At 70.1% G+C, this 22,634-nt stretch carries 21 protein-coding genes; 5 read left to right on the top strand and 16 right to left on the bottom strand.

Features of this window, described 5'->3' with window-relative positions; genetic code table 11:
* Positions 1-41 precede the first annotated feature (41 nt).
* On the bottom strand, positions 42-356 hold the full coding sequence (gene groES, locus DWB05_RS04885; protein ID WP_114375563.1) for a co-chaperone GroES: 315 nt from the start codon (positions 354-356) through the stop codon (positions 42-44).
* Between the two features lie 284 nt (positions 357-640).
* On the opposite strand from groES, the gene DWB05_RS04880 reads away from it, so the two are divergent.
* A complete protein-coding gene (locus DWB05_RS04880) occupies positions 641-910 on the top strand; it encodes an usg protein (RefSeq protein ID WP_114375561.1) in 270 nt (89 codons plus the stop codon).
* Positions 911-1,020: 110 nt separating this feature from the next.
* Here the strand turns inward: DWB05_RS04880 and ubiM are convergent, their stop codons facing one another.
* Genes ubiM through DWB05_RS04865 form a run of 3 tightly spaced genes read right to left on the bottom strand, consistent with a single transcriptional unit; the run spans position 1,021 to position 3,794 of the window.
* Positions 1,021-2,211 (bottom strand): 5-demethoxyubiquinol-8 5-hydroxylase UbiM, encoded by a 1,191-nt coding sequence (ubiM, locus tag DWB05_RS04875; protein ID WP_114375559.1) that lies wholly within the window; start codon positions 2,209-2,211, stop codon positions 1,021-1,023.
* Positions 2,212-2,247: 36 nt separating this feature from the next.
* On the bottom strand, positions 2,248-2,967 hold the full coding sequence (locus DWB05_RS04870; protein WP_232818386.1) for a TVP38/TMEM64 family protein: 720 nt from the start codon (positions 2,965-2,967) through the stop codon (positions 2,248-2,250).
* Complete coding sequence (locus DWB05_RS04865; RefSeq protein WP_114375557.1) at positions 2,964-3,794, bottom strand: glycosyltransferase; 831 nt, start codon at positions 3,792-3,794, stop codon at positions 2,964-2,966. The genes DWB05_RS04870 and DWB05_RS04865 overlap by 4 nt, the downstream gene beginning before the upstream one ends.
* A 175-nt stretch (positions 3,795-3,969) precedes the next feature.
* Here DWB05_RS04865 and DWB05_RS04860 point away from each other — a divergent pair, with 175 nt between their 5' ends.
* Together DWB05_RS04860 and DWB05_RS04855 are read left to right on the top strand one after the other, a co-directional pair.
* On the top strand, positions 3,970-5,055 hold the full coding sequence (locus DWB05_RS04860; protein ID WP_114375555.1) for a COX15/CtaA family protein: 1,086 nt from the start codon (positions 3,970-3,972) through the stop codon (positions 5,053-5,055).
* Positions 5,052-7,793, top strand: a complete 2,742-nt coding sequence (locus DWB05_RS04855) for a sensor histidine kinase (protein WP_157967083.1) — start codon at positions 5,052-5,054, stop codon at positions 7,791-7,793. Before DWB05_RS04860 ends, DWB05_RS04855 begins: the two co-directional genes overlap by 4 nt.
* 11 nt (positions 7,794-7,804) lie before the next feature.
* Here the strand turns inward: DWB05_RS04855 and DWB05_RS04850 are convergent, their stop codons facing one another.
* Both DWB05_RS04850 and DWB05_RS04845 read right to left on the bottom strand, forming a co-directional pair.
* Positions 7,805-9,154, bottom strand: a complete 1,350-nt coding sequence (locus tag DWB05_RS04850; protein WP_114375551.1) for a glutamate--cysteine ligase — start codon at positions 9,152-9,154, stop codon at positions 7,805-7,807.
* A gap of 21 nt (positions 9,155-9,175) precedes the next feature.
* Positions 9,176-9,940: a 16S rRNA (uracil(1498)-N(3))-methyltransferase gene (locus DWB05_RS04845; protein WP_114375548.1), complete on the bottom strand. Its 765-nt coding sequence runs from the start codon at positions 9,938-9,940 to the stop codon at positions 9,176-9,178.
* A gap of 44 nt (positions 9,941-9,984) precedes the next feature.
* On the opposite strand from DWB05_RS04845, the gene ubiA reads away from it, so the two are divergent.
* Together ubiA and DWB05_RS04835 are read left to right on the top strand one after the other, a co-directional pair.
* Positions 9,985-10,893: a 4-hydroxybenzoate octaprenyltransferase gene (gene ubiA / locus DWB05_RS04840; RefSeq protein WP_114375546.1), complete on the top strand. Its 909-nt coding sequence runs from the start codon at positions 9,985-9,987 to the stop codon at positions 10,891-10,893.
* Entirely contained in the window at positions 10,890-11,540 is a 651-nt protein-coding gene (locus DWB05_RS04835) for a class I SAM-dependent methyltransferase (protein WP_114375543.1), read from the top strand. Before ubiA ends, DWB05_RS04835 begins: the two co-directional genes overlap by 4 nt.
* A gap of 25 nt (positions 11,541-11,565) precedes the next feature.
* Here the strand turns inward: DWB05_RS04835 and DWB05_RS04830 are convergent, their stop codons facing one another.
* The 10 genes from DWB05_RS04830 to DWB05_RS14605 form a co-directional block, all read right to left on the bottom strand.
* Positions 11,566-12,336: a nucleotide-binding protein gene (locus DWB05_RS04830; RefSeq protein ID WP_114375541.1), complete on the bottom strand. Its 771-nt coding sequence runs from the start codon at positions 12,334-12,336 to the stop codon at positions 11,566-11,568.
* Positions 12,333-13,268, bottom strand: coding sequence for a flagellar biosynthesis protein FlhF (locus DWB05_RS04825; protein WP_114375539.1), 936 nt, complete (start codon positions 13,266-13,268; stop codon positions 12,333-12,335). The genes DWB05_RS04830 and DWB05_RS04825 overlap by 4 nt, the downstream gene beginning before the upstream one ends.
* Before the next feature lie 3 nt (positions 13,269-13,271).
* Entirely contained in the window at positions 13,272-15,374 is a 2,103-nt protein-coding gene (gene flhA / locus DWB05_RS04820; protein ID WP_114375537.1) for a flagellar biosynthesis protein FlhA, read from the bottom strand.
* A gap of 32 nt (positions 15,375-15,406) precedes the next feature.
* The gene (locus DWB05_RS04815) at positions 15,407-16,801 is read right to left on the bottom strand and encodes a sigma-54 interaction domain-containing protein (RefSeq protein ID WP_114375535.1); all 1,395 of its coding nucleotides are present in this window, start codon (positions 16,799-16,801) and stop codon (positions 15,407-15,409) included.
* Positions 16,802-16,836: 35 nt separating this feature from the next.
* The gene (fliN, locus tag DWB05_RS04810; protein ID WP_114375533.1) at positions 16,837-17,178 is read right to left on the bottom strand and encodes a flagellar motor switch protein FliN; all 342 of its coding nucleotides are present in this window, start codon (positions 17,176-17,178) and stop codon (positions 16,837-16,839) included.
* Positions 17,179-17,182: 4 nt separating this feature from the next.
* Positions 17,183-17,815, bottom strand: coding sequence for a FliH/SctL family protein (locus tag DWB05_RS04805; RefSeq protein ID WP_157967082.1), 633 nt, complete (start codon positions 17,813-17,815; stop codon positions 17,183-17,185).
* Positions 17,816-17,918: 103 nt separating this feature from the next.
* A complete protein-coding gene (fliG, locus tag DWB05_RS04800; protein WP_114375529.1) occupies positions 17,919-18,935 on the bottom strand; it encodes a flagellar motor switch protein FliG in 1,017 nt (338 codons plus the stop codon).
* A 3-nt stretch (positions 18,936-18,938) separates the two neighbouring features.
* Positions 18,939-20,666: a flagellar basal-body MS-ring/collar protein FliF gene (gene fliF / locus DWB05_RS04795; RefSeq protein ID WP_232818385.1), complete on the bottom strand. Its 1,728-nt coding sequence runs from the start codon at positions 20,664-20,666 to the stop codon at positions 18,939-18,941.
* Between the two features lie 100 nt (positions 20,667-20,766).
* Entirely contained in the window at positions 20,767-21,429 is a 663-nt protein-coding gene (locus tag DWB05_RS04790; RefSeq protein ID WP_114375525.1) for a flagellar hook assembly protein FlgD, read from the bottom strand.
* 15 nt (positions 21,430-21,444) lie between these two features.
* Positions 21,445-22,014: a flagellar hook-length control protein FliK gene (locus DWB05_RS14605; RefSeq protein ID WP_157967081.1), complete on the bottom strand. Its 570-nt coding sequence runs from the start codon at positions 22,012-22,014 to the stop codon at positions 21,445-21,447.
* Between the last annotated feature and the right edge of the window lie 620 nt (positions 22,015-22,634).

Below are 22,634 nucleotides of genomic sequence, written 5' to 3'. Positions count from 1 at the left end.
TGCGTTAAGGAGTGGTTCTCGGCGTTGCCGGAGAGGCGACCTCAGGCGGCCTTCTTCGCGGCCTTGGCATCCTCGAGGATGCCCATGATGTCGCTCTCCTTCATGATCAGGAGCTCTTCGCCGTCGATCTTCACCTCGGTGCCCGACCACTTGCCGAACAGCACGCGGTCGCCGACCTTCACCTCGAGCGGCACGAGCTCGCCCTTCTCGTTGCGGGCGCCGGGGCCGACCGCGACCACCTCGCCCTCCTGAGGCTTCTCCTTCGCGGTGTCGGGGATGATGATGCCGCCGGCGGTCTTCTCCTCCGCCGACACGCGCTTCACCACCACCCGATCGTGCAGGGGACGGAACTTCATCGATCGTCTCCGTGGCTTGCCAACGTGAGGTTGCGATCTCGCCGGGGAGGGGACCGGGCGGCCCCGGAGTTGTTAGCACTCCCCGCACGCGAGTGCCAGCGATCTAGGGGAGTCGCCCGATCCCGTCAACCCCCGGCAGCACTCGCCCGCCGCTGCTGCCAAGATCCTGATTCCACACGATTTTTATTGGTCGTTCAGCAATCCCGTGTCATCGTTCCGACACGAGGACGCGGAGGACACGCCACCCGACACGGAGAGACGACGGAGACGGAGACGAACGACGAATGCCCACCTCAGCGATCGAACGGCAGCTTCTGGGCTATCGCCTGACCACCGCGAAGATCCTCTACCACCTGCCGGACCATCCCTCGCTGTTGCAGACCTTCATCTGGCAGAACCTGGACCTCGCTCCCCACTTCCCCGAGCTCAACCGCTTCCTCGCCTTCTGGCAGCGCGAGATCGAGGGCAAGCTCCATTCGGTGACGGTCGCGACGGCGGGGCTGATCCGCGGCGCCGAATTGCGCTACGCCGGCGGCCACTTCACGCTGCACTGAGACGACTGGTCGCCCGCCTTCGTGCCGTAAACCCGGCTGTCCGCCGCGGGGCGCTCGTGAGGCGAGATGGGCGGGCGGCGTGCATGGGTGGGTGCACGCCGGCCGGCCGCTCACGCCGCGGCGAGAGCCGGCGGCCGCGCCATCAGCCGGGCGACGATGGCGCGCCGGACAGGCGCGAGCGCTGCGCCGGCCGCCAGCACGGCCGCACGCGCCAGGAACGCCGGCGCCCGTTCGTCGGTGTAAAGCCGGGCGATCGCGTTCGTCGCGTGATACATGGGAAGGCTTGCCCGGCGATGCGCCGCCGCGTAGGCGAGCAAAGGACGTGCCCCGCCGGGGTCGGCGCCGCGCGAGGCCGCCTCGCGCAGGCATTCCGCCAGCGTCCAGGCGCCGGACAGGCCGAGGTTGTAACCGTGCGCCGTGGTCGGGTGCATGCCGACCGCGGCGTCGCCCGCGAGCGCGAAGCGCCGGGCGACGAAGCGGCGGGCGTAGACGGCGACCAGCGGGTAGGGGTGGCGGGTCGAGACGAGCCGCATGCGTCCGAGCCGTCCCTCGTAGCGCCGGGTGACCTCCGCTCCGTAGGCCTCGTCGGACAGCGCCATCAGCCGCGCGGCTTCCGCCGGTGAGACGGTGAGCACGGCGGAGGAGACGTGATCGCGCAGCGGCAGCATGGCGATGGTGTAGCCGTGCGCATACCATTCGGTGGCCACCCGCCCGTTCGGCCGGTCGTGCTCCACGCGGGCGACGATCATGGTCTTGCCGAAGTCGAGGCGGTCGGCGGCGATCCCGGCAAGCCCGCGCAAGATCGAGAAGCGCGTGTCGGCTGCGACCACCAAGCGGGCGTCGATCGCGCTTCCGTCATCGAGGGAGAGCCGCGCCTCGCGACCGCCGAGTTCGAGCCCGACCGCGCTGCGCTCGCACAGGAACCGCGCCTCGCCCTGGGCGACGACCGTCTCGAACAGGCTGCGCCGGATGGCGTGGTTCGGCACGAACCACCCCAGCGGCTCGCCGGCCCGCTCGGGCGGCGACAGCCGAAGGGCGAGCGGCATGTGACCGTTCAGCACCCGCGCCTCGCCGATCGGCGCGATGTCCGCCTCCGACAGTCGTCCCCACGCGCCGAGGCGGGCGAGCATCGCCTGCGAGGCGTGAGTGAGCGCGATCTCGCGCCCATCGAAGGGCGGGTCGGCGAGCACCGTCTCGGGCTGCCGCTCGACCAGCACGATCCCGAGCCCGCTGCCGGCAAGACAGGCGGCGAGCGAGAGCCCCGCAGGCCCCGCCCCGACGATCGCCACGTCCGTCCGCATGCACGCACCTCCTCGTCCGACGGCCCCAGCTGGGCCTCACCCGCGGTAGGTCGGCATCCCTGCCGTGGGCGCAAGGATGCCCTCCGGCCCCGCTTCGGCGACCATGCGCGCCTGGCGGTGGCGGCGGAGCAGAACGAGGCCAAGGGCGCCGGAGACGGCGAACAGCGCCACCCCGACCGCGATCTGCACTGCGCCGTCGACCCTAACCCCTTTTCCCAATAGGGAAAAGACCACGGTCTGCGGGACGTAACCCAGCGCCGAAGCGGCGAAGAACGGCAGCGCGGGGATGCCGGACAGGCCGGCCAGCAGGTTCAGCGCGAGGTTGTTGCCGACCGGCAGGAGCCGGAGCGTGAGGGTGGCGGTGAAGGGGTTCTCGGCCAGGAAGCGGTCGAGCCGGGCGAAGCCTCCTTTGAGCCGTCGCCGCGCCCACTCCCGCCCGATCGCTCTCGCGTAGAAGAAACTCGCCGCCGCCCCCAACAGCATGGCGAGGAGCGAAAGCTGGGCGCCGACCAGCGCGCCGAAGGCGGTGCCGCCGGCAAAGGCGACCACCTGACGCGGCACGCCGACGGCGCAGGCAGCGGCGCCGAGAGCGACGAAGGTGAGCCCGCGCGGCAGCCCCCACAGACCGAGCACGCGGTCGAGCACCCCCGGCTCGAGCAGCCCCTGCGCCTGACCCTCGCGCAGGAGTACGCCCGCCAGCACGAGCCCCGCCATCAGGGCGGCCGGCTTCCACAGACGCAGCAGGATCGCCTTCACGCCTGATCCGGCCCCGGCAGGATTTCGATCTCGGGCCGCTTGCCTCGTCGCTTCAACCACATCACGCCGATCAGGTCGAAGAGCGCGACCGAAGCGCGGTCGAACACACCGTAGTTGGAGCGTCCGCGCACCCGCGGGCGGTGGTTCACCGGCACGCTCAGCACGCGCCCCCCGGCGCGCAGAAAGAGGGCCGGCAGAAAGCGGTGCATGTGGTCGAAGCGCGGCAGGTCGAGGAAGTCGGCGCGGCGGAAGACCTTCAACCCGCAGCCGGTGTCCGGCGTGGCGTCACCGAGCAGCCGCGCCCGCACCGTGTTGGCGATCCGGCTGGTGATGCGCTTGAGCCGCGTGTCCTTGCGGTTGACGCGATGTCCCGCGATGAGGACGGGGGCCGGGTCGCGTTCGGCCTCGGCCAGGGCGAGGGCGAACAGGCGTGGAATGTCGGCGGGGTCGTTCTGGCCGTCGCCGTCGAGGGTGGCGATCCAGGCGCCGCGGGCCGCCTTCACCCCGGTGATGATCGCCGCGCTCTGACCGCAGGAGACGCGATGGCGCCGCCGGACCACGTCACCAGCGGCGGCCGCGCGCGCCAACTCGGCCGCCGTCTCGTCGGTCGATCCGTCATCGACATAGACGATCTCGTAGGGGCCAAGCCCGGCCACGGCGGCACGGATTTCGGCGATCAGGGGCGCGATGTTGGGGCCCTCGTTGCGCACCGGCACCACCACGGAGAGGAGGGGCGCCTCAGCCGCGGCGCGCGGTGCGGCCGGACCGGCCTGGCCGATCGACTGGTCCTGGGCGCTGGCGGCGGTGCGGGGAACGGTGTCGGGCATCGTTGGCGCGCGCCGCGCGGGCAGAGGCGCGTGCCGACGGGGGCGACGCTTGCGTCCTGGCGCGATCCGGCCATACCAGAGGGGGGAGGGGGCGGCAAGGCGATGCCCGCCGCGGATCAGACCGCCCGCACGCGCGGCGTGTGGCCCTTCCCGCACGGCCGAGGACCTCCGAGAGATGCCCTTCGACACCACGGCACCCCCCCTCGCCACCGGGCAGGTGAAGGGTGCGGCTGCACCCGGCGACCGCGCCGTCGGGCTCTGGCTTCTCCTCGTTGCCGCCATGGTTGTCGTCATGGTCGCGCTCGGCGGTGCCACCCGGCTCACCGGCTCCGGGCTTTCGATCATGGAATGGCGGCCGCTCACCGGCTGGCTTCCGCCCCTTTCCGAGGCCGAATGGCAGCGCCTGTTCGACCTCTACCGCACCATCCCGCAGTATCGCCTGGTCAATCAGGGCTTCGGGCTCGAGGGGTTCAAGCGAATCTTCTGGCTCGAATACGTCCATCGCGTTTGGGGCCAGCTGATCGGCGTGGTGTTCGCCGGGGGCCTCGTGTGGCTGTGGGCGTCGGGTCGCATTCGCCGCGCTCTGCTGCCGCGCCTGCTATTGCTGTTCGCCCTGGGCGGGCTTCAGGGCTTCCTCGGCTGGTTCATGGTCGCCTCGGGCTTCTTCGAACACCGGACCGCCGTCTCGCCCTACCGGCTGGTGATCCATCTCGGCATGGCGTTCTTCATCTTCGCGCTGCTGCTGGCGACCGCGCTCTCCTTGCTTCGTCCCGCTCCTTCCACTCCGGCCGAGCCGTGGCTGAGGCGCGGCACCATCGCGGTCGGCGTGCTCGCGATCCTGACCATGCTGGCAGGCGGCTTCGTCGCCGGCACCCGCGCCGGCTTCACCTACAACACGTTCCCGCTGATGGACGGGAGGCTGGTTCCGGCAGGGTACGGTGACCTGTCGCCCTGGCTGCTGAACCTGACCGAAAACCTCGCCGCCGTTCAGTTCAATCACCGCCTTCTCGCCACACTCGCGCTCCTCGGGGCGCTCGTTCTCGCCTGGCGTGCCCTTCGCGGCTCGGAATCGGAGGCGCGCGGCCCGGTTCTCCTCTTCGCCGGGCTGGTCGCAGTGCAGTATGCTGTGGGTGTGGCGACACTGCTTTGGGTTGTGCCGGTCGGGCTCGGTACACTGCATCAGACGATGGCCGTGCTCGTCCTGGCCGCCTTCGTCAACGCGCTCGATCGGCTCGGTACCATCCGTCGCGAGGGGGCGTGAGCGAACAGGAGGCCGCTCGTCTTCGGGCCGAACTCGTCGCCCTGCAGACCGCCTACGAGGCGCTGGCCGAGCGCGAGAAGCGCCTGCTCGACTTCACCGAGGCCTCCGGCGACTGGTTCTGGGAACAAGACGAGCAGTTGCGCTTCACCTTCATCTCCGTGCGCGAGCCCGGACAGGGGGCACGCGCGCTGACGCAGCGGCCGAACGATCCGCTGCTCGGCCGAACGCGCGAGGAGCACGCGCTGCGCGAGGAGGGCGACGAGGAGGCCTGGGCCGCGCACCGCGCCGACCTCGCCGCGCAGCGTCCCTTCCGCGACTTCGTCTACCGCGCCAACGCAGCACAAGGGCCGATCTGGGTGCGGGTCAGCGGCGTGCCGGTCTTCGGCCGCGACGGCCGCTTCCGCGGCTACCGCGGGGTCGGGCGCGAGGTCACGGCCGAGATCGAGGCCGCGCGCGCGACGGCCCGCTCGGAACGTCTGTTCCGCGACACGCTCGATCGGCTCCCCGTCGGCATCTGCGTGTTCGATGCCGAGAAGCGGCTCATCTGGGCGAATCGGACCTACGCCCTCGAGGCGGGCCTCGAGCCCGAGCGGCTCGTGCCGGGCCTCGCGCTTGCGGACGTCGTCCGTCTTTTGGTCGCCGCCGGTTGGTACGGCGAGGTGGCTGACGCCGAGGCGGTGGTGGCGGCGCGACTGGCCGTCGATCGCAGCCGGCCGCTGCGCTGGACACGCCGTCACCCGCTGTCGGGGCGGACCTACGAGATCCGCAGCGAGCCGATCCCAGGCGGTGGGCACGTCGTCTGCTCGGTCGATGTGACTCCGATCGTCGAAGCGGAGGCACACGCGCGACAGGAGGCGGAGCGCCTCGACACCGTGCTGTCGCGTCTGCGCACCGGGGTCTGCGTGTTCGGGCCGGACCGGCGGATCGTGCTGTTCAACCGCCGCTTCGAGGAGCTGGTCGGCCTGCCAGCGGGGTTCCTCAGCCCCGGGCTCGGCTTCGCGGCCATGTTGGAGCATTTGGCGCGGGCCGGCGAATTCTCCGCCTTCTCCGACCCCTGGGCCTACGTGGCTGAGATGTTGGCAGCGGACCGTTCAGTGCCGCGCACGCGACGGCGCCGACGCCCGGACGGGACCGTGCTCGACCTCGCCTCCGTTCCCCTGCCGGATGGCGGGTTCATGGTGTCGGCGAACGACATCACCGCGCTCGCCGTCGCTGAAGCGCAGGCGCAGGAGCGGGCTGGCCTGCTGCAGGCGATCCTGAGCGCTCTGCCGCACGGTGTCGCAGTCTACGGCCCCGACCGACGTCTCGCGATGGTCAACCCGGCCTACAGCCAGATCATGGCCGGAGCGCCGATCAGCATCGGCGAAAGTGTCGAGGAGGTGGTTCGGCGGCGGGCTGCGGCGGGCGAGTACGGGCCGGGCGATGTGGAGGACATCGTTCGACGCGAACTCGCCCGCGACATCACGCGGCCGCAGCGTCGCCGCCGGGTGCGCCCGAACGGCACCGCCATCGACGTGCGCACAGCGCCGCTGCCGGACGGCGGCCACATCTCGGTGGTCACCGACATCACGCCGGTGGTCGAGGCCGAAGAGGAAGCGATGCGGCGCGCCGCCGTGCTCGACACCATGCTGGAGCACATCCGGCATGGCATCTGCCTCTTCGATTGCGACCGGCGCATCGTCGCCGCCAACCGGGTCGCTGCGCAACTGCTCGGCCGTTCGCCCGAGGTGCTTCGCCCCGGCCGGACCTTGGAGGAACTCGCTCGTCTGCTCGACCCGCGCTCCGCCGGGGAAGGCACGCCGGATGCAAGCCTGCTCGTCCCCGATCCCTCGGTTCCCACCGTCACCTGGCATACGCGCCCGGACCAACGGATCCTCGAGGTGCGCTCGGACCCCACGCCGGATGGCGGCTTCGTGCTGACCTGGACGGACGTGACGGAGCAGAAGGCTGCCGAAGCGGCGTTGCGCCGGGCGGCCGACGAGGCGGAGGCGGCGAGCCGCGCGAAGAGCCAATTCCTCGCCACCATGAGCCATGAGCTGCGCACCCCCCTCAATGCCGTCATCGGCTTCTCGGAGGCGCTGCTGCACGAGGCTGCCCGCCGCGACCCGGCACGGATCGAGGAATACGCCTCGGCCATCAACGAGGCTGGCCGCCATTTGCTCGCGCTGATCAACGACATCCTCGACGTCGCCCGCATCGAGGCGGGCCGGCTCGATCTCGCCGAGGACACGGTGGATCTCCTGCGCGTCGCGGAAGCGGCCCGTCGGCTGCTCGAACCCGCCGCGCGCGCCGCCGGCGTGGCGCTGAGCCTCGCGCTCGATCCGGCTTTGCCTCACGTGCGCGGCGATGAACGGCGGCTGCGCCAGGTGCTGCTCAATCTTCTCTCCAACGCCGTCAAGTTCACCCGCGCCGGCGGATCGGTCCGCATCGAGGGCGGCCGCACCGCCGACGGCGGGGTGGAGCTGCGTGTCATCGACACCGGGATCGGCATCGCCAAGGCCGATCTTGCGCGGATCTTCCAACCCTTCACGCAGGTCGATTCCTCGCTTGCCCGCCGTTATCCGGGATCAGGGCTCGGCCTGTTCCTGTCCCGCGCCCTGATGGTGGCGCATGGCGGCACGCTGCAGCTGGAGAGCGAGCCCGGGCGGGGCACGACCGCGGTGCTGAGCCTGCCGGCGGAGCGTGTGCTGGCGCAACCTGAGGCGTCTCCGCTCCGGCGGGTTGGCAGCGGCGACTGACCGGGGCCCGTTTAGAGGGCGGCCTCTTCGAACACCCGGCGCACCTCGCCGCCCCAGGCCTCGTTGCACCGCGCAATCCAGTGGTCCGCCTGGCTGCGGCCCGAGGCGACGATTTCCTCGAGCGGCGCGAGGTAGATTTCCTCGCCCAAGCCGCGGGCGCGCAGGCCACGGTGGGCGATCGCGACCATCTCGCGCGCGAGCCACCGCACGGTGGTGTCGCAAAAGGGCGCCTCGAGGCCGAATTTCGGCACTTCCCGGTGCAGCGTCTGCCAGTCGCGGCAAGGGTGATCGCGGATCAGCGCCGCCGCCTCGCCCTGCGCGCCGCGATCATAGAGGAGCCCGACCCAGAGTGCGGGCAGCGCCAAGGTCATGGCGGGCGAGCCGGCATCCGCCCCGCGCATCTCGAGGTAGCGTTTGAGGCGGACCTCGGTGAACACGGTGGTCAGGTGGTCGGCGAAGTCGCCGATGGTCGGTGTGGCGCCTTCCGTTTCGGCAGCAAGACGCCCCGCCAAAAAGTCGCGGAAGCTCCGCCCCGCGACGTCGAAGTACCGGCCCTGCCGCTGCACGAAATACATCGGCACGTCGAGCACCCACTCGACCCAGCGCTCGTAGCCGAAGCCCTCCTCGAACACGACCGACGGAATGCCGCACCGGTCCGGGTCGGTATCGGTCCACACCTGGGCACGATAGCTGCGGTAGCCGTTGAGCCTGCCCTCGGTGAAGGGGGAGTTGGCGAACAGCGCGATCGCCACCGGCTGCAGCGCGAGCCCGATGCGGAACTTCTCGACCATGTCGGCCTCGTTCTCGGCATCGAGGTTCACCTGCACCGTGCAGGTGCGCAGCATCATGTCGAGACCCAAACGACCCTTGCTCGGCATGTAGCGGCGCATGATCGCGTAGCGGCTCTTCGGCATCCACGGCATCGCCTCGCGCGTCGCCAGCGGGTGGAAGCCCAAGGGGAGGAAGCCGAGGCCCAAGCGGTCGGCGACCGAGCGCGCCTCGGCGAGGTGAAGCTCGAGTTCGGCCTTCGTTTCGTGCAGATCGGTCAGCGGCGCGCCGGAAAGCTCGAACTGGCCGCCCGGCTCGAGGCTGATGTTCGCCCGCCCGCGTGCGAGACCGACGACGTTCGCCCCGTCCCGTACCGGCTGCCAACCATGTGCAAGGTGGCCCTCGAGCAGGGCGCGGATGCCGTCCGGGCCGTCATAGGGCGGGGGGGAGAGGTCGGCGCGGCGAAACACGAACTTCTCGTGCTCGGTGCCGATCCGCCACTGCGCGCGCGGCTTCGCCCCACCCGCCACGTACTCGACGAGTTGGCGGACAGAGGTGATCGGGGTCGCGTCACCCTCCGAGGGGCCGGACATGCGGGTTCCTTTCGCAAGGCGTTACGACGGGACGGACAGGCCGGCAGCCTGCGGGCTTCGCCAGTCTCCCGCCAGCGCCTGGACGAGCGCGAGGCTCGCCAGTGCCGCCGTCTCCGCGCGCAAGGTTCGGGGACCGAGCGAGGCCGGCAGAGAGAAGGGGAGATCGCGCAGCCGGTCAAGTTCGCCCGGCGTGAAGCCGCCTTCGGGTCCGACCAGGATGGCGGGCGGGCGAGGTGAGCGCTCGGCGGCAGCCAGGAGCGCGGCGAGCGGCGGCGAGGTGCCGGTCTCGTCGCAGACGACGAGCTTCCTCTCGGCCGGCCAGTTGGCCAAGCGCCGCTCCAGGGCTTGGGGCGGATCGATCCGCGGCACGGTGAGACGGCCGCACTGTTCCGCGGCTTCGGTTGCGATCGCCGCCAAGCGGGCGGGGTTGGTCCGCGTCACCGCACTGCGGGCACTGGTGGTGAGCAGGATGGCGGCCGCACCGAGTTCGGTCGCCTTCTCCACCATCCACTCGGTGGTCTCGCGGCGCAGGACCGGAGCGAGCAGGATCGGGCCATCCTCGCTGGTTTGCTCCCGAATGCGGGCGAGGAGCAGCACCTCGCCCCCGCGGCGCGAGAGGGTGGTAATGCGCCCTCGCCACTCGCCATCGCGGCCGTTGAACAGGCGCATTGTCTGCCCGGGGTTGCGCCGCAGCACGGTGGCGAGATAGTGCGCCTGCGACTCGTCGAGCCGGATTGCTGCCCCCTCGGCCAGGGGGCTGGCGACGAACAGCCGCGGCTCGGTCACGACCGGGTTGTCGGGTGGGGGATCATGCCGAGACTATAGGGGCGATGAACGGCACGGTGCAGGCGAGCGACATCCGGATCGGTGGCCTTGTCGGGGCGCTGCCCTCGGGGCTTCGCCCCTATGCGCTGCTGATGCGGCTCGATCGGCCGATCGGCACGTGGCTCCTGTTCCTGCCGGGGCTCTGGGGGCTGGCGCTCGGCGGCACACCATGGCCCGATCCTTGGCTGGTCGCGCTGTTCGCCTTCGGTGCGGTGGTCATGCGCGGGGCGGGCTGCGTCATCAACGATCTGTGGGATCGCGACATCGATCGCCTCGTCGCACGCACCGCCGCGCGACCGCTCGCTTCCGGCGCGGTCGATCCGCTGCGGGCCATGGGCTTGCTCGCCCTCCTGCTGGCGATCGGCTTCGCCGTCCTGATCCAGCTCCATCCCTTGGCGATCGTGCTCGGCATCGCCTCGCTCATTCCGGTGACGATCTATCCGGCGATGAAGCGGATCACGTGGTGGCCGCAGGCCTTCCTCGGTCTGACCTTCAATTGGGGCGTTCCGATGGGCTACGCGGCGGCGACCGGGACGGTCGACGCCGCGGCCCTGGTGCTCTATGCCGGCGCCTTCTTCTGGACCCTCGGTTACGACACGATCTACGCCCATCAGGATCGGGATGACGATGCGCTGATCGGCGTACGCTCGACCGCACTCCTGTTCGGTGACGCCACGCGGCCGTTCCTCGCCGTCTGCTACGGGGCCGCGGTCGCGCTGATCGCTGCTGCCGGCATACTCGCCGGGCTTTCGGTCTGGTTCTACGTGGTGCTGGCGGCGGCGGCGCTGCTGCTCGCCCGCCAGGTGGTCGTGCTCGACATCCGCGATGCGCCGCTCTGCGGTCGCCTGTTCCGTGCCAACCGTGAGGTCGGGCTCGTGATCGCGGCGGCGGTCATCGCCGGCCGGGTGGCATGACGCCCGAACGGGCGGCCGCGTTCGTCGAGCGCCACACCCGCATCCTCCACCCCCCGCTGGTACCCGAAATCGCGCTGCGCCTCGCCGACCGGATGATGCCGATCTGGCAGGCGACGGAAGCTTGGCTGGCGCGGGAAGGTGTCGAACCGCCCTATTGGGCCTTTGCGTGGCCAGGGGGGCAGGCACTCGCCCGCCTCGTGCTCGATGAGCCGGCCATGGTCGAGGGGCGGACGGTGCTCGACCTCGCCGCGGGCTGCGGCGTGGCGGCGATCGCGGCGGCGCGGGCCAAAGCCGCCCGTGTCACCGCGGCTGAGATCGACCCGCTCGCCGCGGCGGCGATCGCCGCAAATGCCGCACTGAACCGTGTCGCGGTGGAGGTCGCCCTCGGCGATCCGCTGCATGGGGAACCGTCGGCCGAGGTCATTCTCGCCGGCGATGTCTGTTACGAGCGCGCGATGACATCGCGCGTCTGGCCCTGGCTCCGGGCTGCCGCCGGCCGAGGGGCGGTGGTTCTGCTCGCCGACCCGGGTCGGGCCTATCTGCCGCGCGAGGGCTTGGTGCCGCTCACGCGCTTTCGGGTGCGGGTGAGCCGGGATCTCGAGGATCGAGAAGAGCGCGAAACGACCGTCTATCGTGTGCTGGGGTAAGCGGATTCCCACCCACCGGGCACGGTCACGCCGGCACTGGCGCGAGCGCTGCAGCGAGGGCCTCGACGTCGCGTGCGGCGTCGCTCGTCGGATGGCGAGTCAGGAAGGCCTGTTGGCGACGGATGGCGTCCGGAACGCGGGGATCGCGCCGAATGATGCCGGCGAGCGGCGGCGTCGTGCCGAGGAAGCGGGCGCAGGATTTCTGCAGGATCGAGGCGGTGCGCTCGCCGGCGCTGCGCGAGGAGGCGAAGTTGACGACGATCCGACGATCGCCGTTCGGGTTGTCCAGCGTGGCGAGCTTGAGGCACGCGTAGGCGTCGGTCAGCGCGGTCGGTTCGTCGGTGGTGAGTACGAGGAGCGTGTCGGCCGAGGCGGCGAGGTGGCGCTGCAGGCGCTCGATTCCCGCTCCGAGATCGAGGATGGCGAGATCGTAGGGAAGGGGGGCCGCGAGCGCGGTGATGATCCGCTCTCCCGTCGTTTCGTCAGCCCCCGCGAGCAGGCCGGAGCCGGAACGACCGGCGACGACGTCGAAGCCGAGATCAGGCAGGGGCGTGATGCAGGCGCCGATCGGCTCGCCGCGCAGCAGGGCGGACAAGTCGCGCTTCGGATCAAGGCCGAGCTGCACGTCGACGTTGGCGAGGCCGACATCGGCGTCCACCAGCAGCACGCGGACCCGCTGCGCGGCCAGCGCCTGAGCGAGGCTGATCGCAAGCCAAGTCTTACCCACCCCGCCCTTGCCGGAAGCGATGGCGAGCAGCCTTGGAGGCCGTGGGAGAAGTCGGGATCGCTCGATCATGCGGCAAGCTCCGGTCGTGCGCTCCGCCGCTCGGCCGGCGGCGAAAGGAGCCAGTTGGCGAGGGTCTCGGGGTCGAGGGGAACGAGGCCGTCGGCGGCGCCGGGACCGATGCCGCCCTCGCCGAGGGCGAGCCCCGCCGCGGCGGCGGACACGACGGCGCCCAGGCGGCGCGCGAGGTCGAGCCGGGTCGGCAACAGGTGTTTAACCCCCCGGGCCGACATGGCCGCGGCGATTTCGCCGGCCTCCTCGGCATCGCTTCCCGCCGGGAGCACGAGCACCGCTTCGGCATCGAAGGCCTGAATGACAGCGGCGAGTTCAGTGCCGTCCGGCTCGGAAAACGGATCGGTTCCGGCATAGTCGACCAGCGTCGGCGTCGCCGGGGCGCGTCGCGCAATCGCCTTGGCCAGCCGCGGGATGTCCGGCGCGACGACAAGGTTGAGGCCGAGCAGACGGGTGAACGCAGCAAGCTGGTCGACGGCGCCGGCGCGGCGGCCGTCGGCGGCGATCACGGTCGGGCTGATCCCGGCAAGGCGAAGCCGGGTGGCGAGCTTCGCGGTGGTGAGGGTTTTGCCGGCACCAGGCGGACCGCAGAGGATGAGCACGCGGCCGGGCTCCAGCGGGAGCGGGGCGAAACGGAACGCCCGCGCCATGGCCGCTGCGAGCGGTTGTCCAGCAGGCAGGCGCGTCAGACACTGCTGTGGCACCCCGTGGGCGCGAAGGGCTGAAGCCTCCTTGGTGGCGTGCGCTGCCTCCCTCGCGGGCGGAGCCGGCGACAGCGGCGGCGGTTCGTCGGCATCCGGCAGTGCTGCGGTGACTTCCACCCCGCCTGCGCTGCGTCGGGTGGAGAGGATGAACGCGTCCTCTCCCAGTTCCGCGCGGGCGCGCGCCAGGGCCTGCGCGGAGGTCGGGGCGTGGAAGACGCGCAGCCGCATTGCTCAGATTGATCCCACGGTCCGGACCCGCGCGCGAGGATGGATCTCGGCTTGGCTGAGCACCGGCGTGGCCGGCCGGAACCGCTCGATCACCGCGCGCAGGTGCGGTCGCAAATGCGGACTGACGAGCAGTGCAGCCTGCTCGCCCGCCGCCGCGGCGCGGTCGAAGGCATCGCGCAGACGGGTGAGAAACTCCTGCAGCTTGGAGGGAGCCATGGCGAGCTGACGGTCTTCCGCCGGGCCGGTGAGCGCCTCGGCGAAGGCGCGCTCCCATTCGGCCGACAGGGTGATGAGCGGCACATACCCCTTCGGACCGGTAAGACTGTCCGTGATCTGCCGCGCCAGCCGCATGCGCACCGTGGCGAGAAGGGCGGGGAAACCTCTCGCGGACGGCGCGCCCTCCAGGATGCCCTCGAGAATGGTCGGCAAATCGCGGATGGAGACCCGCTCGGCGAGAAGGGCCTGCAGAACGCGCTGGATCGTTCCGGTCCCAACCTGTTGCGCGGCCAGATCGGAGACGAGCTTCTGGTGCTCGCGCGGCAGCTCGTCGAGCAGCTTCTGGGTGTCTGCGAAGGAGAGGAGCTCGGCCAAGTGATCGCGCACCAGTTCGGTGAGGTGCGTGACCAGGACGGAGGCCGGGTCGACGACGGTGTAGCCGCGCGCCTGCGCTTCGTCGCGAAGGGTCTCGTCGACCCACACCGCGGGCAGGCCGAAGGCGGGCTCCGTCGTCCGTTCGCCGGGAAGCTGCACCGGTGCGCCGGTCGCATCCATGACAAGGAGCATCGTCGGGCGCAGCTCGGCACGTCCCGCCTCGATCTCCTTCAGGCGCACCACGTAGGTGTTCGGCGGCAGCTGAACATTGTCCTGAATGCGCACGGGGGGAAGAACGAAGCCGAACTCCTGAGCCAGGCTTCGGCGAAGCGCCCGGATCTGCTCCGTCAGGCGCTGCCCGGCTTCGCCGGTGGCGAGACGCAGCAGTCCGTAACCGAGTTCGAGGCGAACCGCGTCGATGCGGAGCACTTGCGCGGGATCGTCGACCGGGGTCGATGTCTCCGGCTGAGCCGCCGCATGCTCCGCCGCCGTGGGCTCGACGGATCCCTGCGCACGATGCCGGGCCCACGCCGCGGCGCCGGCGGCGCCAGCGAGGAGAAGGAACGGCAACGCCGGCAGACCGGGCAGAAGGGCGAGGGCGCCCGCGGCGGCGGAAGCGAGCGCGAGTGGTTTTGGCGAACCAGCAAGTTCGCGCGCCAGCGCCTGATCCGTCGCCCCATCCACCCCCGCCTTGGTGACGACGATGCCCGCCGCTGTGGAGACGAGGAGGGCAGGGATCTGGCTGACCAGGCCGTCCCCGATGGTGAGCAGCGTGTAGGTGCGCGCGGCTTCGGCCAGTGGCATGCCGGCACGACCCATGCCGAGCGCGAGCCCGCCGAGGATGTTGATCAGGGTGATGACCAGGCCGGCGATGGCGTCGCCGCGCACGAACTTCGCCGCACCGTCCATGGCGCCGAAGAATGCGCTCTCCTCCTCGAGCTGCTTGCGGCGTGCTCGTGCCCCCGCCTCGTCGATCAATCCTGCGGAAAGATCGGCATCGATGGCCATCTGCTTGCCCGGCATCGCGTCCAGGCTGAAGCGGGCCGCCACTTCCGCGATCCGCCCGGAGCCCTTGGTGATGACGACGAAGTTCACGAGCACGAGGATCGCAAACACGATCAACCCGATCACCACGTCACCTGCCATCAGGAAGCCGCCGAATGCCGCGATGACAGCGCCGGCTGCCTGCGGCCCTTCATGCCCGGCGCTGAGGATCAATCGCGTCGACGCGATGTTCAGCCCCAGCCTGAGCAGGGTGGTGATCAACAACACCGTGGGGAACGACGTGAAGTCGAGCGGCCTCTGCATCAGCACGGCCGTCATCAGCACGAGGATGGAGGCGGTAAGGGAGAGGGCCAAGCCGAAATCGAGCAGGATCGTCGGCAGAGGCACGACGAGGATGACGACGAGCAGCCCGACGCCCGCCGCCATCAGCACGTCCGACCCGGGGCGGACGGCGTTCAGCCGACCGAGCACCGCGGTCAGGGGCGCGCTCGCCTGAACCTCGCCTGCCATCGCGTCGGACCCGTCGTCTCCGCGCGATGGTGTCAGGCTGGCACGCGGTCAGCCACGCCGACGGCATTCGGCGCGGCCGGGATCTTGACGCCCGCGGCTGAATATTCGCGGAGCTTGTTGCGCAAGGTGCGGATCGAAATCCCGAGCAATGCGGCGGCGTGGGTCCGATTGCCGAGGCAGTGCGTGAGCGTCTCCAGGATCAGATCGCGCTCGACGTCGGCGACGGTTCGACCGACGAGGCTTGCGGCGCCAGGTGCTGGGGCGATGCTGGCAGTGCTTGGCCCTCGCGTGATGGCGGGGCCGCCCGCAGAGGTGCTGATTGCCGCCTCGGCGACGGGGAGTTCGATCGCGTCCACGTCGATCACGTCGCCGGAGGCGAGCAGGACCGCGCGATGGATGGTGTTCTCGAGCTCGCGCACGTTGCCGCGCCAAGGCTGCGCTTCGAGCAGCCGCTTCGCCTCTGCCGAAAGTGGCCGATGCGGCAGGCCGTTCACCTCCGCGTACCGGCGGGCGAACATTTCGGCGAGCGGGACGATGTCGCGCGGCCGCTCGCGCAAAGGAGGCAGGGTGAGGGTGATGACGTTCAGCCGGAAATAGAGATCCTCGCGGAACGTTCCCTTGCGCACCTCGGCTTCGAGGGGGCGGTTCGTGGTCGCCAGGATGCGCACGTTCACCTTCACCGGCTCGGTGCCGCCGAGACGGTCGATCTCGCGTTCCTGGATCGCGCGCAGGAGCTTCGCCTGAAGGCGGACGTCCATCTCGCTGATCTCGTCGAGCAGGAGAGTCCCGCCATCCGCAGCCTCGAAACGCCCGATCCGGCGAGCGATCGCGCCCGAGAACGCGCCTTTCTCGTGGCCGAACAGCTCGCTTTCCAGGAGGTTCTCCGGGATTGCGGCGCAGTTGACGGCGATGAAGGGACCGGCAGCCCGGCGCGAACGGCGATGGATGTGGCGCGCGAGGACTTCCTTCCCGGTTCCGCTCTCGCCCCGGATCAGGACCGAGGCGTCTGAGGCCGCGATCTGCTCGGCCCGCCGCAGCGTGGCAACCATGGCGGGATCGACGGCAACGGGTGCCCGGCCATCGCCGCCGAGGGTCTCGAGCAGGGCGGCGATCAATTCGGCATCGGGCGGTAGTGGCAGATATTCCCGTGCGCCGGCTCGGATCGCGGCGGCAGCCCGCACCGCATCGGAGCGCGTGCCGCAGGCGATGACCGGTGCCGCAATCCGCTCGGACGTCATTTGCGTGATCAGGTCTTCGATCGGAAGCTGTACGTCGCACAAGACGACGTCGGCGCCTCGGCCGCTGCGCAGTTCGGCCAGCGCCGAAGGAACGTCGTCCGCCTGCGCGATCTTCGCGCCGCGGGCGATCGCGATGCGCGCCGCTTCACCCAGCTCCGCGGCCATCGATCCGACGATCATCACGCGCATGTGGAGATGCTCCCTGTCCGTCACCCTGTCGGCGGTCACACGCCGCGATCACCCTTGACGATCTCGGTCATCGTCACGCCGAGACGGTCGTCATCGACCATCACAACTTCACCGCGCGCGACGAGGCGGTTGTTGACGTAGATGTCGATCGCCTCGCCGAGCTTACGGTCGAGTTCGACCACTGCACCGCGTCCGAGCTTCAGCAGCTGGCTCACCTGCATCACCGATTTGCCGAGAACAGCCGAGACCTGGACGGGAATGTCGTAGACCGCCTCGAGGTCCCGAGCCGATCTTTGGATGGGCGGATCGCCGGTGCCGGCGGGAGTGGGAAGCGACGGGTCGAGGTCCTTCAGCTCGATCGAGGGTTCATTGCTCATGGCTTCACTCCGCATTCAGGGTCGTCGCTGGGGAGTTGGGGAGGAGATCGGCGAGGATCCGACGCAGCGCTTCGGCGACTGTTGCCAGATCGATCTCCGCCTCGGCGGAAGACCAAGCGATGCGCACGGCCGTCGCAGGCAACGAGGAGTCAACTTCGAGCTTTGTGGGGAGGGTCGGGCCCTCGCGGTGCCGCACGCGTTCGAGGGCGCTGGCGATCGCATCGGCGACGTCCGGTGCCGCGCGTACCAGAAGAGCAACCTCTGCACCGAGGCTTGCGCGGAGTTCGCCAACCAGTCGCTCGACGCGGTCCGCGAGCAGTGTCTGTGCGGAGTTGGGAAGGAGAGTTGCAAAACTGTCGAACACGGCACGGCCAAGGGCGGCCACGGTGGCGTCGGCTGCTCTGCGCGCTTCGGCCACGCTCTCGCCGATGGCTGTGACGCAGGCCTCGAGCGCTGCCGAATGCCGGGCCGCCACGCTTGCCTGCGCTTCGGCCATGCCGGCTTTACGGCCCTCGGCGAAGGCATCGGCGCGGGCAAGCTCCAAGTCCTCAAGCGTGAACGAGGGCGCAATGATCTCCGGCTCCGGCGCTGCGGCCGGGGGCGGCGGAGCGGGGTCGAAGCTCTCCCCGAACAGCACGCGACGCGGCCGTTCCGCCGCCGGGGCGGGTCGGGTGACGAGCGCGGAGAGCGGGACGGGACGCGGTCGTGCGGCTGCTGGCACGGCGGGGCGCTCGGTCATGTCAATACACCAGTTCCTCTTCGCGACCGTCCGAGAGGACGATCTGCCCGCTCGCCGCGAGATCCTTCGCGGTTGCGACGATGCTCGCCTGCGCCTCCTCCACGTCCTTCAGGCGAACTGGTCCGAGGGCCTCGATGTCTTCCCGCAGCATCTTTCCGGCGCGCTCGGAAAGGTTGCTGAAGAACAGCTCCTTGATGGTGTCGGAGGCGCCCTTGAGCGCGAGCGCGAGCTTCTCCTTCTCGACCGAACGCATGAGAAGCTGGATGCCCTGGCTGTTGATGCGCGTCAGGTCATCGAAGGTGAACATCAGGCTCTTGATGCGTTCGGCGGCATCGCGATTGCGCTCCTCGAGGGCGGCGAGGAAGCGCGCCTCGGCGGACCGATCGAGATTGTTGAAGATGTCCGCCATCACCTCGTGCGCGTCGCGGCGTTGCGTACGCGCAAGGTTCGACATGAATTCCTGGCGGAGTGTGCGCTCGACGCCCTCCAGGATCTCCTTCTGCACGGCTTCCATGCGCAGCATGCGCATGATCACCTCCATCGCGAAGGCCTCCGGGAGGAGCTGCAGCACCCGGGCGGCGTGGTCCGGCTTGATGCGGGAAAGCACGAGGGCGACCGTCTGGGGGTATTCATTCTTCAGGTAGTTGGCGAGCACCACCTCGTTGACGTTGCCGAGCTTGTCCCACATCGTGCGGCCGGCAGGGCCGCGGATCTCCTCCATGATTTGCGTCACACGGTCGCGCGGCAGCGTCTTCAGCAGCAGCCGTTCCGTACTCTCGAACGTGCCCACCAGATTGCCCGCCGCACTGATTTGGCTGGCGAACTCCTGGCACAGTCTTTCCACCACGGAGGCCGCGACGGGGCCGAGGGTGGCCATGGCGGCGGAAACCTCCTTGATCTCGTCCTCGTGCATCTGGGCGAAGAGTTTGGCGGCGTTCTCCTCGCCCAGGGTCAGCATCAGCACGGCGGCCTTCTGCGCCCCCGTCAGACTGCGATAATCGTCGCGCACGCGGGCCATCGCTCAGCTCTCCTGCGCCATCCAGCTGCGCACCACGGCGACTGCCTCTTCCGGGTGCTTTTCCACCAGTTCGGCGATGCGACGGATCGAGGAAGCGCGCATCTTTCCTTCGATGTTGGCGACGTTGATCATGCTCTCGGGTTCCGGCGGAGCGCCGAGCGTGTCACCGGCGGCCGCGATCTGCGGTGTTGTGTCGGTCGAAGCGATTGGGGTCGTGATCCCGCTCGGGCCCGGAAGAGCAGCGACCGTGCCGCCCGTCGCGGGCAGGGCGCCGGCGGGCTCGGAACCGGGACGGCCGATCCGCTCCAGAGCACGGCCGGCGAGCGGGCGCGCGACGAGCAGGAGCGCGAGCAAGGCGACGATGCCGAAGACAAGCGTCTCGACCAGTCGCACGAGCTCGGCGCGACCGATCGGCAGGCCGAACAGGCTCTCTTCGGCAGACGCCGTACCGTCCGCGTCGGCGAACCGCAGATTGACGATCTCCACGCGATCGCCACGCGTTTCATCGAAGCCCACGGCGGATCGAACAAGGGCTGCCAAGCGGTCAAGTTCTTCCGCCGTGCGCGGGCGTGGCTCGCCGCCCGCGACCGGAGCGTGGTCCACCAGCACGGCGATGGAGAGGCGGCGAACGGTCGGCGTGTCGCGCGTGATCTGGCGAAGTACCCGGCCAATCTCGTAGTTCGTCGTCTCTTCCGTTCGACTTTCTTGCGACCCGCCCTGGCTCCCTTGCGGCTGCGCATTCGGCAGATTGTTGCCGACGGTGACATTCTCCGCGCGATCGACCGTGCGGCTTTCCTCGGTCACGCTGTGGACCGAGCGGGCGACCTGCTGATCGGGGTCGAAGCTTTCGCGGCTCTCCGTGAACCGATCGAAATCCATCTCGACCGTCGCCTCGGCGCGCACCCGTCCGACGCCGACGGTGCGCTCAAGCATCTCCTCGACCGCACGGGCGAGGCGGAGTTCGTGGGCGCGACGCAGTTCCTCGGCATTCAGCGCAAGACCAAGCCCGCCGACCGCCTGGCCCGAGCGGGCGAGCAGCGAGCCGCGATTGTCGATCACCGAGATGTTCTGCGGCTTCAGGCCGGGCACGGCGGCGGCGACCAGATGAACGATCGCCTGCACCTGTTCCCGATCCAGACGCTGCACCCCGTTCATGGTCAGCACGATCGAGGCCTGAGCGTCGGCCTCGCGGCGGGAGAAGGGATCCCGCCTTGGCAAGACGAGGTGGACGCGAGCGGCGCGCACGCCGGAGAGCGAGCGGATGGTCCGCGCCAGTTCGCCCTCGAGCGCGCGCAGCCGGTTCATTTCCTGCTGGAAGGAAGAGGCCGTCAGGCCATCCGAACGGTCGAAGATTTCGTAGCCCACCGAGCCGCCCGCCGGCAGCCCTTCGGCAGCGAGCGCCAGACGCAGACGAGGCACTTGATCGACCGGGACGAGAACCTGCGTGCCGTTGCCCGCGAGGCGGTAAGGCACGCGCTGGCGTTCCAGTGCCTGCACGATTTGAGCGGCGTCCCGCTGGTCGAGCTCACCATAAAGCAGCGCCAGCGGCGGCTCGCTGGCGCGGACCGCCAGGAACAGAATGACGCCCAGCACCACCGCGCCGACCGCGCCGAGAACCGCGAGCCGGACGGGCCCCAGTGTCTTCAGCCCGATGAGCAGACCGTTCAAGGCACCTTCGCTCCCTCGTGCGCTGCGCCCGCTGACGCCTGGTCGGTGGCGCGGCGCGATCACACGCAAGCGTGGAGGAAAGGTGTTGCGGCAGAGTTAACGCGGCAAAACTTGCCCAGTGGAAAATCTTGCCTGCAGAGCCGTGTCCCCTTCCTCCGGGCGCTCAGCGGTCGGGCGTTACGGACCGGATCGCGCCGGGCTCGATCGCGAGCCGCCCGATTGTGAGCTTCAACCCGCCATCGGCCCGTTCCGCCCCCGTGATGCGGCCGATCACGGTGGTGGGCACGGCCTCAATGGTCGAGCCATACGAGGCCTCGACCCGGATCGTATAGGCCCCATCGGGCAGCCGGCGGCCGACCAGGTCGCGGCCATCCCAGGCGATCTCATGGCGGCCGGCGCGGGTCTGCCCGGGCGATTGGGCGACGATGCGTCCCGAGGCGTCGCGGATCGTTATGGTCGTTGCGGTGGCGTCCGCACGCAGCACGTAAGCGCCGCGCGCCGTCCCGTCCTGCAGCACGATCGAGCCGGACTCCGCTTCCACCAGCCGGCCGATCAGGGGCGTCAGAGCGGTGAGTTGCGACGTCTCCTGCAGCCGGATCAGCCGTTCGAGGCTCTGGTTGGTGGCGAGCTGCTGCTCGACCTGGGCGAACATCACCAACTGTTGGGTGAACTGATTGGTGTCGAGCGGCGCGGTCGGGTCCTGGTTGCGCAGCTGGGTGGTGAGAAGCCTGAGGAAGTCCTGGAAATTCGAAGCGATCTGCCGGCGCGAGGCGATCGCGTTCTGCACGCGCTCGGTCGGCGTCAGGGTGGCGGCAGGGGTGGTCATGGCATCCGTCTCCGTTCAGACCGCGAGGTCAAGCAGCGTGCGTACGGGGGTGGGCTGAGCGGCCTCCGCCGCGGCATCACCAGCCGGTTCTTCGCGCGAACTGGGCCGGCCCGGCCGATCGTCGCCACGCCCACCGGACCCACCGAAGGCGAAAGCGAGACTACGGCCTTCCGCGCCGACCCCGGCCTGCGCCAGCGCGCGGTCGAGCAGGGCGGAATCGCGCTGCAGCAGATGCAGCGTCTCTGGTCGATCCGCCACCACCGTGATGGCGAGCCGCGCTTCGCCAGTGCGTTCGACGGCGACCTCGATCCGACCGAGCTCCTCCGGCTCGAGGGTCAGCGTCAGCCGCGTTGCCGCGCCCTGGTCGAGTGCGGAGAGGGTGATGACGATCGGTGCCAGTTGCAGGGCAGGAGGGATGACGGGGCGGTCGGGAGCCCGCGCCGCTTGCAGAACCGTGGGGGCGGACGGATCCGTCGGGGCGGGGAAAAGGGTCGCGGTTGCCAGCGGGAGGGTGTTGATCGCCCCCGGTCCTCCTGCGGGCAGCGCGACGTTCAGCCCTGCCCCCTCGGTTCCCGCCCCGGGCACGAAGTCGGTCCCGCGGGAAGACTTCGCACCGCCAGCGATGACCGGCTCGTCGCCGCTCCGGCCAGGTGGTGTCGGTGGCTCGTCACTTGCGTCAGCTCCAGGATCGTCGGCGGCCGAACCCCTGAATACGTCCGTGGTCGGGTCGAGAGCATGGTGGTCCGGATCACCGTTGGCGACGGAGGCGCCGCCGGGCGGCGTGAGAGCGGGTGTCCGCCGCGTCGCCTCGGAGACAGTGAGCGGCAGCCCGACGAGCCGATCCGACGTTTCCCCCGCTTGGAGGAACCGAGCCGTCTCGGTCGCTGCCGGCGGACTGGGCTCCAGGGCGGCAGTGACCGGGGCGGGATCGATGGTTGCCGCCGGCGCCGCTGGCGAGCGTGATGTTTCGGTTGGCTCTTGCGCGTCGGACGGCGGCAGCCCGCGCTCTGGCTCGGACCCCATTTCGCTAGACGCGGCGGGGCGTGCGGGGCGGGCGGAGCACGTCTCCGGCAAGAATTCCCCGTCCTGGCTCGTTTTGGTCTCGGTGGCCCGGCGGAGCACCGCTGGAAGATGGGTGGGTCGGTTCGCCGCGGCGGGAGCAGGGGGCGGCAGCGGTTCAGGCGGAGGCGGCGCACCCTCCGACG

Origin of the sequence: Elioraea thermophila (ex Habib et al. 2022), assembly GCF_003336755.1 — a bacterium.
GTDB classification, from domain to species: Bacteria; Pseudomonadota; Alphaproteobacteria; order Acetobacterales; family Acetobacteraceae; genus Elioraea; species Elioraea thermophila.
The sequence above is the reverse complement of the archived record's forward strand: the minus strand, read 5'-3'. Positions and strand labels throughout refer to the sequence as shown.

Coding starts and splice junctions, on each gene's coding strand:
- groES (WP_114375563.1), bottom strand. CDS start 356: ATGAAGTTCCGTCCCCTGCACGATCGGGTGGTGGTGAAGCGCGTGTCG.
- DWB05_RS04880 (WP_114375561.1), top strand. CDS start 641: ATGCCCACCTCAGCGATCGAACGGCAGCTTCTGGGCTATCGCCTGACC.
- ubiM (WP_114375559.1), bottom strand. CDS start 2,211: ATGCGGACGGACGTGGCGATCGTCGGGGCGGGGCCTGCGGGGCTCTCG.
- DWB05_RS04865 (WP_114375557.1), bottom strand. CDS start 3,794: ATGCCCGACACCGTTCCCCGCACCGCCGCCAGCGCCCAGGACCAGTCG.
- DWB05_RS04860 (WP_114375555.1), top strand. CDS start 3,970: ATGCCCTTCGACACCACGGCACCCCCCCTCGCCACCGGGCAGGTGAAG.
- DWB05_RS04850 (WP_114375551.1), bottom strand. CDS start 9,154: ATGTCCGGCCCCTCGGAGGGTGACGCGACCCCGATCACCTCTGTCCGC.
- ubiA (WP_114375546.1), top strand. CDS start 9,985: ATGAACGGCACGGTGCAGGCGAGCGACATCCGGATCGGTGGCCTTGTC.
- DWB05_RS04835 (WP_114375543.1), top strand. CDS start 10,890: ATGACGCCCGAACGGGCGGCCGCGTTCGTCGAGCGCCACACCCGCATC.
- DWB05_RS04830 (WP_114375541.1), bottom strand. CDS start 12,336: ATGATCGAGCGATCCCGACTTCTCCCACGGCCTCCAAGGCTGCTCGCC.
- DWB05_RS04825 (WP_114375539.1), bottom strand. CDS start 13,268: ATGCGGCTGCGCGTCTTCCACGCCCCGACCTCCGCGCAGGCCCTGGCG.
- flhA (WP_114375537.1), bottom strand. CDS start 15,374: ATGGCAGGCGAGGTTCAGGCGAGCGCGCCCCTGACCGCGGTGCTCGGT.
- DWB05_RS04815 (WP_114375535.1), bottom strand. CDS start 16,801: ATGCGCGTGATGATCGTCGGATCGATGGCCGCGGAGCTGGGTGAAGCG.
- fliN (WP_114375533.1), bottom strand. CDS start 17,178: ATGAGCAATGAACCCTCGATCGAGCTGAAGGACCTCGACCCGTCGCTT.
- fliG (WP_114375529.1), bottom strand. CDS start 18,935: ATGGCCCGCGTGCGCGACGATTATCGCAGTCTGACGGGGGCGCAGAAG.
- DWB05_RS04790 (WP_114375525.1), bottom strand. CDS start 21,429: ATGACCACCCCTGCCGCCACCCTGACGCCGACCGAGCGCGTGCAGAAC.